The following is a 13,334-nucleotide window of genomic DNA, read 5'->3' on the forward strand; positions in this document are numbered from 1 at the left end:
GCCGTTCCGGCGCCCGCGCCAGCGGCGACGGCTGCCGGCGCGCCGCCCGTTGCCGCCGCAGCCGTGGGCGCGAATGCGCTGGTGCTGAAGGTGGAGCAGGATTCGTGGGTGGAAATTCGCCGCCCTGGCACGACGCCGCTGATTTCGCGCATGGTCAAGGCGGGCAGCACGGAAACGTTCGATATCACGGGCCCGGCCACCCTGGTGGTGGGCAAGCCGGGTGTCGTGCAGGCAACCTTGCGCGGCGCCAAGCTGGATCTGCCGACCGTTGCCGGCGGCACGATCTCGCGCGTGAGCATCAAATAAGCATCCAGTCAATCAGGCAACCAGTTCAAGCAAACGCAGAAGATAATATTATGGCTACCTCGAAAACAGCGATCGGCTCCGGTCCATCCGGCCGGCGCGACAGCCGCAAGGTGCTGATCGCGCACGGCCAGCGCCAGATCTGGGTGGGCGGCGACGCCCCCGTGGTGGTGCAGTCGATGACGAACACGGATACGGCCGATGCCATCGGCACGGCGATCCAGATCAAGGAACTGGCGCGTGCCGGTTCGGAACTGGTGCGCCTGACGGTGGACCGTCCGGAAGCGGCTGCGGCCGTGCCCTACATCCGCGAGCAGCTCGACAAGATGGACATCGACGTGCCGCTGGTGGGCGATTTCCACTACAACGGCCATACCCTGCTCAACGATTACCCCGATTGCGCGCGCGCGCTGTCGAAGTACCGTATCAATCCGGGCAACGTGGGCAAGGGCGCCAAGCGCGACACGCAATTTGCGCAAATGATCGAAGCGGCGTGCCGCTACGACAAGCCGGTGCGCATCGGCGTGAACTGGGGCAGCCTGGACCAGGCCTTGCTGGCGCGCATCATGGATGAAAACGCGGGCCGTGCCGAACCGTGGCCGGCGCAAGCCGTCATGTATGAAGCGCTGGTGACGTCGGCCGTTGAAAACGCCGTGCGCGCGGAAGAGCTGGGCCTGGCCCGCGACAAGATCATCCTGTCCTGTAAAGTGTCCGGCGTGCAGGACCTGATCGCCGTGTACCGCGAGCTGGCCCAGCGCTGCGACTATCCGCTGCACCTGGGCTTGACGGAAGCGGGCATGGGCAGCAAGGGCATCGTCGCGTCGACGGCGGCCCTGGCCGTATTGCTGCAGGAAGGCATCGGCGACACCATCCGCATTTCGCTCACCCCGGAACCGGGCGGCGACCGTACGCGCGAAGTGATCGTTGGCCAGGAAATCTTGCAAACCATGGGCTTGCGCAAGTTCGCGCCCATGGTGATCGCCTGCCCCGGTTGCGGCCGCACGACGTCGACCACCTTCCAGGAACTGGCCGACAATATCCAGACGTATCTGCGCGAGCAGATGCCGGAGTGGAAAAAGTCGTATCCGGGCGTGGAAGCGATGAACGTGGCCGTCATGGGCTGCATCGTCAACGGTCCCGGCGAATCGAAGCATGCGAACATCGGCATCAGCCTGCCCGGCACGGGCGAGTCGCCGGCCGCGCCCGTGTTTGTGGACGGCGAAAAAGTCGTTACCCTGCGCGGCGAACGCATCGTCGAGGAATTCCAGGACATCGTCTTGAATTATGTTAAAAGCCATTATGGCAAAGCCGCACCGGTTGCCGCGTAATCGGTCGTGTAGGTCGGATTAGCGGGGCCGCCGAGGCGCGACGCGCGTCATCCGACAATCAAGTTAAAGCAAAGAAGAACACTATGTCCGAAAATAAGAAATTCGATAAAATTACCGCGGTGAAAGGCATGAATGACGTGCTGCCCGCCGACGCCCCGCTGTGGGAATTGTTTGAAAACACGGCGCAGTCCGTGCTGCAAAGCTATGGCTTCCAGCAGATCCGCACGCCGATCGTGGAAGAGACGAAATTGTTTGCGCGCGCCATCGGCGCCGTGACCGATATCGTGGAAAAGGAAATGTATTCCTTCACCGATTCGATGAACGGCGACAACCTGACCCTGCGTCCTGAAGGCACGGCCGGCGTGGTGCGCGCCGTGGTCGAGCACAACCTCGTCTACGAAGGCCCGAAACGCCTGTGGTACAAGGGCCAGATGTTCCGCCACGAGCGCCCGCAAAAAGGCCGCTACCGCCAGTTCCACCAGTTCGGCGTGGAAGCCATCGGTTTCACGGGCCCCGATATCGACGCGGAAATCATCATGCTGTCGCGCCGCCTGTGGGATGACCTGGGCCTGGAAGGCATCCGCCTGGAATTGAACTCGATCGGCGACGCGGCCGAGCGCCTGCGCCACCGCGCCGACCTGATCGCCTACCTGGAAAGCCACAGCGAGCTGCTGGACGAAGAAGCCAAGCGCCGCCTGCACAGCAATCCGCTGCGCATCCTGGACACCAAGAACCCTGCCATGCAGGACCTGGTCAATGGCGCGCCGAGGCTGCTGGACTACCTGGGCGAGGAATCGCTGGCCCACTTCCACGGCGTGCAGAAGATCTTGAATCACAACAATATTCCGTTCACCATCAACCCACGCCTGGTGCGCGGCCTCGATTACTACAACCGCACCGTGTTCGAGTGGGTCAGCGACAAGCTGGGCGCGCAAGGCACGGTCTGCGCCGGCGGCCGCTATGACGGCATGGTGGAAATGTTCGGCGGCAAATCGACGCCCGCCGTCGGTTTCGGCATGGGCGTGGAACGCCTGGTGCTGCTGATGAAGGATGCGGCCGAACCGGAAGCCCCGGCCCAGTGCGACGTCTACCTGGTGCACCAGGGCGAGCAGGCAGGCCTGCAAGCCTTCGTGCTGGCCGAGCGGATTCGCGATGCGGGCCTGGACGTTGTGCTACATTGCGCAGCGAGCAACGGCGGCGGCAGCTTCAAGACGCAAATGAAGAAGGCCGATGCCAGCGGCGCGGCGTTTGCCGTGATCCTGGGCGACGATGAAATCGCCAACAATGTGGCCACGGTGAAAGCCATGCGCGAAGCCGATGCCGGCGCGCAGCAGAATACGGTGCCGTTCGACGATGTCGTCGACTACGTGGTGGACCAGATCATCGGCGACCACGATTGCGGCCACGACCACGGTCCAGGCGGCCACGTGCATCACCACCACTGATTTGAAGCAAGACCGTTCCACCCTCGATCAACTACTCATTAAAACTGACGACCCATGGCATACGATCACGAAGAACAAGAACAACTGGCAACCCTCAAGGCCTGGTGGCAGCGCAATGGCAATCTGACCTCCTGGGTCCTGATCGTGGCGCTGGCAGGCTACAGCGGCTGGGCCGGCTGGCAGTACTACCAGCGCACGCAGGCGGCGCAAGCGGGCCAGCTGTACGACGAACTGCAGAACGCCATCGCCGCCAAGGACACGGCCAAGGTGATGCGCGCGGCCGGCGACATGCAATCGCGTTTCAGCGGCACGGCGTATGCGCAGATGAGCGCCTTGTCCGCGGCCAAGGTGGCGTTCGACGCGAATGACCTGAAAACGGCCAAGACCCAGCTGCAATGGGTCGCCGAGCACGGCACGGAAGAGTACAAGGCCATCGCCAAGCTGCGCCTGGCCGGCGTCCTGCTGGATGAAAAAGCCTACGACGAAGCGCTGAAAGTGCTGGCGACGGCGACCGTGGCGCAATTTGCCGGCGCCGTGGCCGACCGCAAGGGCGACGTGCTGGTTGCGCAAAACAAGCTGGCCGAGGCACGCACGGCTTACCTGGCTGCGCTGGCTGCGACGGACAAGAACAATCCAGGCCGTCAATTGATCCAGGTTAAACTGGAAGCGATCGGCGGTACGGTACCGGACGACAAGGCCAAGGCTGACAAGGCTGCCGCCTGACAGGAACACTGATGGTTGGGCCGCGCGGCGTGTTGCGCCGCCGGCCTTGCCCTTACAAGTACAAGAAAAAGGTTGGATAACACTTATGCGTGTCACTGAAAAGCTGGTAGCTGCAAGTCTGTTGGCCCTGATGGCCGGTTGCTCGTCGTGGAACCCGTTCGCCTCGAAAGATCCGAAAGTCGAGCCGGCCAAGCTGGTCGAGTTAAAATCGAGCATCGCCGTGCGCGACGCCTGGAAGTATTCGATCGGCAAGGCCGGCGTGTACGCGTTTACGCCTGCGCTGGCCGGCAACAGCCTGTACGTGGTCAATGCCGACGGCGCGCTGGCGCGCCTGGATGCGGCCAGCGGCCGTGAAACGTGGCGCATCAAGGCGGGCAGCGACATCACGTCCAGCGCCGGCAGCGATGGCACGCTGGTGGCCGTGGGCGCCGCCAAGGGCGCCGTGCTGGCCTTCGATGCCGATGGCAAGCCGCTGTGGAAGGCGCAGGCGTCCAGCGAAGTGCTGACGCCGCCTGTCGTGGGCCAGGGCGTGGTCGTGGTGCGTAGCGTGGACAACCGCATCGTCGGCTTCGACGCCAAGACGGGCGAACGCAAGTGGACGGTGCAGCGCGCCACGCCGGCACTGACCCTGCGCAATGCGCCGGGCATGGTGCTGGGCGGCGCGAACGTGTATGTGGCCCAGCCGGGCGGCAAGCTGCTGGCACTGACGGCCGCCACCGGTGTGGTACGCTGGGAGATCGTCGTCAGCGAACCGCGCGGCGCTACCGAACTGGAGCGCGTCTCCGACATCGCCGGCACGCCGGTGGTGTTCGAAGGCGAAGTGTGCACCGTTACGTACCAGGGCAAGGCCGGCTGCTTCGATGCCGCCACGGGCGTGCCGCGCTGGACCAAGCCGATCTCGTCCGATGTGGGCGTGGCCGTCGACCAGCGTTTCGTGTTTGCCGCAGACGCCCAGGGCGCCGTGGTGGCGTTCAGCCGCGAAGGCGGCCAGAGCGCCTGGAAGAATGAGGCGCTGGCGCGCCGCCGCCTGTCGACGCCGGCCTCGTTTGGCCGCAGCGTCGCCGTCGGCGACTATCAAGGTTATATCCACTTCCTGTCACGGGAAGATGGCGCATTAATAGGTCGGGTCAGTACCGACGGCAGTCCGATTGTTTCGGCTCCCGTTGTTGCCGGTTCGAATTTGATTTTTCAAACCCAATCAGGGACAGTGACCGCTCTCGCGGTCGAGTAATACAATGAAGCCGGTAATTGCACTAGTAGGTCGACCCAATGTTGGGAAATCGACTTTATTCAATCGTCTGACCCGCTCGCGCGATGCGCTGGTGGCGGATTTGCCTGGGTTGACGCGCGATCGTCACTATGGCGAAGGCCGTGTCGGCGAACGTCCCTTCCTGGTCATCGATACGGGTGGTTTCGAACCCGTCGCCAAGGAAGGCATCATGCACCAGATGGCACTGCAGACCAAGCAGGCCGTGGCCGAAGCCGACGTGGTGGTGTTCATCGTGGACGGCCGCCAGGGCCTGACCCCGCATGACAAGACCATCGTGGACTTCCTGCGCAAGAGCGGCCGCCCGGTCTTGCTGGTGGTCAACAAAAGCGAAGGCATGCGCTATACGGCCGTCGTGTCCGAATTCTATGAATTGGGCATGGGCGATCCGTATGCGATCTCGTCGGCGCACGGCGACGGCGTCAACGATCTCGTCGAAGTGATGCTGGACCTGGCGTTCGCGCAGCGTCCGGATGAGCCCGAAGAGCTGGAAAAGACGGACCGCGGCATCAAGATCGCCCTCGTCGGCCGCCCGAACGTGGGCAAGTCGACCTTGATCAACACCCTGCTGGGCGAAGAGCGCGTAATCGCCTTCGACATGCCGGGCACGACCCGCGATTCGATCGAGATCCCGTTCGAGCGCGATGGCCAGCAATACACCTTGATCGACACGGCTGGTATCCGCCGCCGCGGCAAGGTGTTCGAAGCGATCGAGAAATTCTCGGTGGTGAAAACCCTGCAGTCGATTTCCGAAGCCAACGTGGTGGTGCTGATGCTCGACGCGCAGCAGGATATTTCCGAGCAGGACGCGCATATCGCCGGCTTCATCCTGGAATCGGGCCGCGCACTGGTGGTGGCCGTGAACAAATGGGATGGCTTGCAATCGCACCAGCGCGATGAAATCAAGATTGATATCGACCGCAAGCTCGATTTCCTGTCGTTTGCGCAGATGCATTTCATTTCGGCGCTGAAGGGCACCAACATCGGTCCGCTGATGAAGTCGCTTAACGCGGCGTATGCGGCCGCCATGTGCGACCTGTCGACGCCGAAGCTGACGCGCGCCCTGATCGAAGCCGTGGAGAAGCAGGAACCGCGCCGCAAGGGCTCGATTCGTCCGAAGCTGCGCTACGCCCACCAGGGCGGCATGAACCCGCCTGTGATCGTTATTCACGGCAATGCACTCGACGCCGTTGGCGATCCATACAAGCGCTATCTGGAAAAACATTTCCGCGATACGTTTGCTCTGGTCGGCACGCCGCTGCGCATTGAACTGCGCACGGGTAAAAACCCGTTTGCACGCACGCCAAGCAAGTAAAATTGCGCTGAGTATTGTGCTGGATTAAGTATCAATTAAGGCGCCGCAGAGATAATGCGGCGCCGACAGCCAATTCAATGGCTCTGGCACGGAAATAATAAAGTGTTAATGCGCCATGCGCGACAGCGATCGTGAAAACAGGTTACAGTAGCTATGATGCATCTTTCTCTCTTTGAAAGGTGTGAGAGCACTTGAAATCAAGCGAGTCGCCTCCAATTCTTACACAACAACATAAACAACGGAGCTGTTATGAGCAACAAAGGGCAACTGTTACAAGACCCATTCCTCAATGCATTACGCAAAGAGCATGTTCCTGTCTCGATCTATCTGGTCAATGGCATTAAATTGCAGGGCCATATCGAATCGTTCGATCAATATGTCGTATTGCTGCGCAATACGGTGACACAGATGGTGTACAAGCATGCCATCTCGACAGTGGTGCCGGCCCGTGCCGTCAATCTCAATATTGAATCTGAAGCGGAGTAAAGCGTTGAGCTTGACGGCCCAGCGCCTTTCACCCTCCATCGCCCCCGTCCGCGCCAGCGGCGCTGATGCGTTTGCATCGGCGTCGGCGTTCGCCGCAACTTGTCTGATGCCATCATGCGCGCGGCACTAGTCGGGGTTGACTTCGGTCACAGCGACTTCGCCGCCAGCATGGAGGAACTCATGCTGTTGTCGCGCTCGGCTGGGGCGGACCCGATTTCCACCATCACGGCCAAGCGTTCCAGTCCCGATTCCGCGTATTTCGTCGGCAGCGGCAAGGCCGATGAAATTGGCGACGCCGTCGTCAACGATGGCCTGGAAATCGTCATCTTCAACCATGCCCTCTCGCCTGCCCAGCAGCGCAATCTGGAAAAGCGCCTGAATGTGCGCGTGCTCGACCGTACCAGCCTGATCCTCGACATCTTCGCGCAGCGCGCCAAGAGCCACGAGGGCAAGCTGCAAGTCGAGCTGGCCCAGCTGCAGCATCTGGCCACGCGCCTGATCCGCGGCTGGACCCACCTTGAGCGGCAAAAGGGCGGTATCGGCTTGCGCGGCCCCGGCGAGACGCAGCTCGAGACCGACCGCCGGCTGATCGGCGACCGCGTCAAGGCCTTGCGCGCGCGCCTGGAAAAACTGCACAAGCAGCGCGAAACGCAGCGCCGCGCGCGCGGCCGCAATCACACGTTCTCGGTGTCCCTGGTCGGCTATACCAATGCCGGCAAGTCGACCCTGTTCAATGCCGTGACCAAGGCCGGCGTGTATGTGGCCGACCAGCTGTTCGCCACCCTGGACACCACCTCGCGCCGGGTTTACCTGGGCCAGGACGTGGGCAATGTGGTGATCTCCGACACGGTCGGCTTCGTGCGCGAATTGCCCCATCAACTGGTGGCCGCTTTCCGCGCCACGCTCGAAGAAACCATCCATGCCGATCTGCTGCTGCACGTCGTCGACGCCGCGTCGCCGGTGCGCATGGAGCAGATCGAGCAGGTCAACCTGGTCTTGAAAGAGATCGGCGCCGATCATATTCCGCAGATTCTCGTGTGGAACAAGATCGATGCGGCCGGGCTGGAGCCTTCGGTGGAGCGTGACGAATATGCTACGATCAGTCGCGTGTTTGTCAGTGCGCAGAAGGGCAGTGGTCTCGACTTGCTGCGCGATGCCATTGTCGAGATGGCCAAGAAGGCGCCCGCTTCGGTTCACCTCTATCCGCACGGCAAAGCACAGCAGGAAGATCAGTTTGACGGTCAGTACGACCAGCACGATGGCGCCGCCCCGGACCAGGACGAAGAGCCTGGCGAGGACGATAGGTTTTCCACCCACTCCCAAGTCGGAACACGATAGTTATGCTTGTCTCCCTACTCAAAAAAACAGGCTTGAAGTTGTCCCTGAACGATCCCCGCTGGGGCAATCGCAAGGACGACGGCAAGAAAGCCCAAGAAGGCAAAAAGCCCGGCGAAGGTCCGCCGGACCTCGACCAGCTGTGGCGCGATTTCAATCAGCGCCTGAACGCTTTTTTCGGACAGAAGAACCGTCCCGACAACGGCGGCAATAACAACGGCGGCGGCAGCGGCCCGCGTCCCGACATGAAGGGCGCCGGCATCACAGCCGGCGTGGTCGGCGTGATCGCCGTCTTCATCTGGCTCGCCAGCGGCGCCTTCATCGTGCAGGAGGGCCAGAACGGCGTCGTGCTCACGTTCGGCAAGTACAGCCACACCACGCCGGCCGGTTTCAACTGGCGCTGGCCGTACCCGTTCCAGACCGACGAAACCGTCAACGTGTCGCAGGTGCGCACGGTGGAAGTGGGTTACCGCCAGTCGCTGCGCAACAAGCAGGCCAGCGAGTCGCTGATGCTGACGGACGATGAGAACATCATCGACATCCAGTTCGCGGTGCAGTACACCCTGAAAGACCCCGTGGCCTGGCTGTTCAACACGCGCGACCAGGAAGACACCTTGCGCCAGGTCGCCGAAACGGCGATCCGCGAAGTGGTCGGCCGCAGCAAGATGGACTTCGTGCTGTACGAAGGCCGCGAAAAAGTGGCGTACGATACGCAGCAGCTGATGCAGCAGATTCTCGACCGCTACAAGGTCGGCGCCGTCATCACCAACGTGACGATGCAGGCCGTGCAGCCGCCGGAGCAGGTGCAAGCCGCCTTCGACGATGCCGTCAAGGCTGGCCAGGACCGCGAACGCCAGAAGAATGAAGGCCAGGCCTACGCCAACGACGTCATTCCAAAAGCGCGCGGCGCCGCATTCCGCCTGATGGAGGAAGCCGCAGCGTACAGCGCGATGGTGACCGAGAACGCGGCCGGTAATGCCTCGCGCTTCAAGCAGGTGCTGGTCGAGTACCAGAAGGCGCCGGTCGTCACGCGCGACCGCATGTACCTGGAAACGATGCAGCAAGTGTTCAGCAGTGCCAGCAAGGTCATGGTCGACGCGAAGACGGGCAGCAATCTGCTGTACCTGCCGCTCGACAAGCTGATCGCCCAGACGGCTGCCACCGACGCCGCCGCTGCCGCCGCCCGTGCTGCCGCGACACCCGCAGCCAACACCGTTTTGCCACAGGAAGCCATGCCGACAGTAGAAGTCAATACGCGCCGCGACAGCCGCTCTTCGCGTGAACGGGAGAGCCGCTAATGAACCGTATCGTAGCCGCCCTGATCGCGGGCTTTATCGCGATCATGCTCTTGTCCTCGACCGTGTTCGTGGTCGACCAGCGTAAGTATGCGGTCGTCTTCGCCCTCGGCGAAGTCAAGGAAGTCATCAGCACGCCGGGCCTGTATTTCAAGCTGCCGCCGCCGTTCCAGAACGTGCTGTACCTGGATAAGCGCATCCTGACCCTGGATACGCCGGAGCCGGAACGCTTCATCACGGCCGAGAAGAAGAACATCCTCGTCGACGCCTACGTGAAGTGGCGCATCGCCGATCCGCGGCTGTATTTCCGCAGCTTTGGCGGCGATGAAAAGCCGGCCCGCAACCGCATGTCGCAAATCGTCAAGGCAGCGCTGAACGATGAAATCACCAAGCGCACCGTGCGCGAAGTGATCTCGGGCCAGCGCGGCAAGGTGATGGAAGCGATCCTGGCCAAGGTCTCGGCCGAAGCCAAGGCCATCGGCGTGGAAATCGTCGACGTGCGCCTGAAACGCGTCGATTACGTCGAGCAGATCAACAACTCCGTGTACGAGCGCATGAAGTCCGAGCGCGTGCGCGTGGCCAATGAGCTGCGTTCGACCGGTTCGGCCGATTCCGAGAAGATCCGCGCCGACGCCGACAAGCAGCGCACCGTGATCCTGGCCGAAGCGTACCGCGAAGCCGAGAAGATCCGCGGCGAGGGCGATGCCAAGGCATCGCAGATCTATGCGGAAGCGTTTGGCAAGAATCCGGAGTTCTACAAGTTTTACCGCAGCCTGGAAGCCTATCGCGCCACCTTCAAGGACAAGGGCGACGTGATGGTGGTCGATCCGAGTTCGGAATTCTTCAAGTACTTCAAGGGCGGCGGCGCAGCCGCTCCGGCCAAGAAGTAAGGCAGCATCCAGACTGCGCCTGTCCGCAAGGACGGGTGGCGGTATCAGCGGGGCCGGCGTGAATGCCGGCCCCGTTTTTTTGTGCCCGCCCTCAGTAACCCCCAATAAATTATTGTGATTTCTGACTTCCATAACCGGCGCTCTGCGGCGTTGCCCACTGCTAGCAGTGCTCGCACTGCGTCGCAGCGGGCGCCTTGCATAGCATCCGGTTCTGTTCGTCATAAATTCACAGTAATTTCCTGAGGATTACTTAGCTGTTGCGGGAAGGCGTAAAATGCGGTGTTTTTAGGACTGTGCTGCAGCGTTTCGGACAACTTATCCCTAAAGGCCCGTGTTTTCGCGTAAAATATCAGGTTCGGCCTCTTGCCTGGCGCGCCTGCCGCTGCCTCGCATGATGCATTTTTTCAACTTTCTTCCGTATCTCGCTCCCTCATGCCGAATTGGCTTTTGCCCGAAAATATTGCCGATGTTCTGCCGTCGGAAGCGCGCAAGATCGAAGAGCTGCGCCGCCTCATGCTGGATAATTTCCGTCTGTACGGATATGAACTGGTCATGCCGCCGCTGCTCGAGTATCTGGAATCGCTGATGACTGGCGCTGGCAAGGATACCGACCTGCGCACGTTCAAACTGGTCGACCAGCTGTCTGGCCGCATGCTCGGCCTGCGCGCCGACATGACGACGCAAGTGGCGCGCATCGACGCCCACCTGCTCAACCGTGCCACCGTCACCCGCCTGTGCTACGCCGGCAGCGTGCTGCATACCCGTCCGTCGGGCCTGCACGCCACGCGCGAGCCGCTGCAGATCGGCGCCGAGATCTATGGCCACGCGGGCCTGGAAGCGGATGCCGAGATCCAGGAACTGGCGCTCGCCTCGCTGGCACTGGCCGGTTTCGACAGCGTGCGCCTGGATTTGTCGCACGTGGGCCTGTTGCGCGCTATCATTGCGCAAGACGCCGCCGCCGTGCGCGACGAGGCTGCGCTGTACACCCTGCTGCGCGCGAAAGATGCGCCTGGCCTGCGCGCTCTGACCGCCGGCTACGACGCCGTGACGCGCGATGCGCTGCTGGCCCTGCCGAACCTGTATGGCGACATCGACGTGCTGGCGCGTGCGCGCGAAGTGCTGCCGCCGCTGCCGGGCGTGCTCAAGGCGCTGGCCGAACTGGCCGCGCTGGCAGGCTCTGCGCTGGGCCGCGCCGAAGTGGCGATCGACCTGGCCGACCTGCGCGGCTACCAATATGAAAGCGGCGCGATGTTTGCGCTGTATGTACCTGGCTTGCCGAACGCGGTTGCGCGCGGCGGCCGTTATGACCACGTCGGCGAAGCGTTCGGCCGGGCTCGTCCCGCGACCGGCTTCTCGCTCGATTTGCGCGAACTGGCGCGCCTGTTGCCGACCGCGGAACGGAAGCATTCGATCCGCGCGCCGTGGGGCAGCGCGCCAGAATTGAAGGAAAAAATCGCCGAGTTGCGCAAGGCGGGCGAGGTCGTGATCCAGAGTATGCCGGGTCACAGTAATGAACAAGACGAGTTCGAGTGCGATCGCGTGCTGGTACTTGCCGATAATGGTAGTAGCTGGATTCTTAAAAACTTAGGTTGAGTGATGTCAAAGAAAATTATGGCAAAGAACGTTGTTGTCATCGGCACCCAATGGGGCGATGAAGGTAAAGGCAAGATCGTCGATTGGTTGACCGATCACGCCCAGGGTGTGGTGCGCTTCCAGGGCGGCCACAATGCAGGCCACACGCTGGTCATCGGCGGCGTGAAAACCGCGCTGCAGCTGATCCCGTCGGGCATCATGCGTCCAGGCGTCGCCTGCTACATCGGTAACGGCGTGGTCGTGTCGGTACCGGACGTGCTGCGCGAAATCGACAAGCTCGAAGCCGTCGGCGTCGAAGTCGCCTCGCGCCTGAAAGTGTCGGATGCCGCACCGGTCATCCTGCCTTACCACTCGGCACTCGACCTGGCCCGTGAAGCGGCGCGCGGCGCGGCCAAGATCGGCACCACGGGCAAGGGCATCGGCCCGGCCTACGAAGACAAGGTGGCGCGCCGCGCCATCCGCGTCGCCGACCTGCTGAACGAAGCCCGTTTCGCCGAAAAACTGGCGGAAAACCTCGATTACCACAACTTCGTGCTGGAGCACTACCTGAAGGCTCCGCGCATCGATTACCAGAAGACCCTCGACGACGCGCTGGCCTACGTGCCGCGCCTGCGTCCGATGGTCACCGACGTGTCGAGCGCGCTGTACAAGGCGCACAAGGCCGGCGCGAATCTGCTGTTCGAAGGCGCGCAAGGTTCCTTGCTCGACGTCGACCACGGCACCTATCCGTTCGTCACCTCGTCGAACTGCGTGGCTGGCAATGCCGCCGCCGGTTCGGGTGTCGGTCCCGGCATGCTGCACTACATCATGGGCATCACCAAGGCGTACACGACGCGCGTCGGCTCCGGCCCGTTCCCGTCGGAACTGCCAACGGATGCAGGCGTCGGCCATCACTTGGCGCAAGTGGGCCATGAATTCGGCACCGTGACGGGCCGCGCCCGCCGCTGCGGCTGGTTCGATGCTGCCCTGCTGCGCCGCTCCGTGCAGATCAACGGCGTGACGGGCATGTGCCTGACCAAGCTGGACGTCCTGGACGGTATCGAAACCTTGAAACTGTGCACCGGCTACACCATCGACGGCGTGGCCACGGACATCTTCCCATCGGGCGCCGAAGAAGCCGCCCGCTGCGTACCCGTGTACGAAGAGATGCCAGGCTGGACGGAAAGCACGGTCGGCGCGAAATCGCTGGCGGCCCTGCCAGCGACGGCCCGCGCTTATATCAAGCGCATCGAAGAACTGGTCGGCGTGCCGGTGGACATGGTTTCGACCGGTCCGGATCGTGAAGAAACGATCGTGCTGCGCCACCCATTCGAGTAAGCTGCTGGACACAATCCGCCGCAAGGCGGATTTTTTT

General features: G+C 62.3%; 12 protein-coding genes. All 12 read left to right on the top strand.

Annotated elements, in window-relative coordinates:
- Window positions 1-306, top strand: a 306-nt coding sequence (locus tag GCN74_RS22760) for a DUF4115 domain-containing protein (RefSeq protein WP_152258781.1), incomplete at its 5' end; no start/stop codon positions are given.
- A 50-nt stretch (window positions 307-356) separates the two neighbouring features.
- The gene (ispG, locus tag GCN74_RS22765; protein WP_152258782.1) at window positions 357-1,631 is read left to right on the top strand and encodes a flavodoxin-dependent (E)-4-hydroxy-3-methylbut-2-enyl-diphosphate synthase; all 1,275 of its coding nucleotides are present in this window, start codon (window positions 357-359) and stop codon (window positions 1,629-1,631) included.
- A gap of 83 nt (window positions 1,632-1,714) precedes the next feature.
- Window positions 1,715-3,076 (top strand): histidine--tRNA ligase, encoded by a 1,362-nt coding sequence (gene hisS / locus GCN74_RS22770; protein WP_152258783.1) that lies wholly within the window; start codon window positions 1,715-1,717, stop codon window positions 3,074-3,076.
- Between the two features lie 54 nt (window positions 3,077-3,130).
- Window positions 3,131-3,799 carry a YfgM family protein gene (locus GCN74_RS22775; RefSeq protein ID WP_152258784.1) on the top strand — a complete coding sequence of 223 codons (669 nt, stop codon included), beginning with the start codon at window positions 3,131-3,133 and terminating at the stop codon, window positions 3,797-3,799.
- A gap of 85 nt (window positions 3,800-3,884) precedes the next feature.
- Window positions 3,885-5,030, top strand: coding sequence for an outer membrane protein assembly factor BamB (bamB, locus tag GCN74_RS22780; RefSeq protein ID WP_152258785.1), 1,146 nt, complete (start codon window positions 3,885-3,887; stop codon window positions 5,028-5,030).
- Between the two features lie 4 nt (window positions 5,031-5,034).
- Window positions 5,035-6,381 (top strand): ribosome biogenesis GTPase Der, encoded by a 1,347-nt coding sequence (gene der / locus GCN74_RS22785; protein WP_070221915.1) that lies wholly within the window; start codon window positions 5,035-5,037, stop codon window positions 6,379-6,381.
- A 249-nt stretch (window positions 6,382-6,630) separates the two neighbouring features.
- The gene (gene hfq / locus GCN74_RS22790; RefSeq protein ID WP_008450615.1) at window positions 6,631-6,867 is read left to right on the top strand and encodes an RNA chaperone Hfq; all 237 of its coding nucleotides are present in this window, start codon (window positions 6,631-6,633) and stop codon (window positions 6,865-6,867) included.
- A 114-nt stretch (window positions 6,868-6,981) separates the two neighbouring features.
- Window positions 6,982-8,205 (top strand): GTPase HflX, encoded by a 1,224-nt coding sequence (hflX, locus tag GCN74_RS22795; RefSeq protein WP_152258786.1) that lies wholly within the window; start codon window positions 6,982-6,984, stop codon window positions 8,203-8,205.
- A gap of 2 nt (window positions 8,206-8,207) precedes the next feature.
- Window positions 8,208-9,500, top strand: a complete 1,293-nt coding sequence (hflK, locus tag GCN74_RS22800) for an FtsH protease activity modulator HflK (protein ID WP_152258787.1) — start codon at window positions 8,208-8,210, stop codon at window positions 9,498-9,500.
- Window positions 9,500-10,387, top strand: coding sequence for a protease modulator HflC (hflC, locus tag GCN74_RS22805; RefSeq protein ID WP_152258788.1), 888 nt, complete (start codon window positions 9,500-9,502; stop codon window positions 10,385-10,387). Before hflK ends, hflC begins: the two co-directional genes overlap by 1 nt.
- Before the next feature lie 432 nt (window positions 10,388-10,819).
- Window positions 10,820-11,980 carry an ATP phosphoribosyltransferase regulatory subunit gene (locus GCN74_RS22810; RefSeq protein WP_152258789.1) on the top strand — a complete coding sequence of 387 codons (1,161 nt, stop codon included), beginning with the start codon at window positions 10,820-10,822 and terminating at the stop codon, window positions 11,978-11,980.
- A 3-nt stretch (window positions 11,981-11,983) separates the two neighbouring features.
- Window positions 11,984-13,297, top strand: coding sequence for an adenylosuccinate synthase (locus tag GCN74_RS22815; RefSeq protein ID WP_086147765.1), 1,314 nt, complete (start codon window positions 11,984-11,986; stop codon window positions 13,295-13,297).
- Window positions 13,298-13,334: the final 37 nt, after the last annotated feature.

It is taken from the genome of Janthinobacterium sp. FT14W, assembly GCF_009208755.1.
In the GTDB taxonomy this organism is placed as follows: Bacteria; Pseudomonadota; Gammaproteobacteria; order Burkholderiales; family Burkholderiaceae_D; genus Janthinobacterium; species Janthinobacterium violaceinigrum.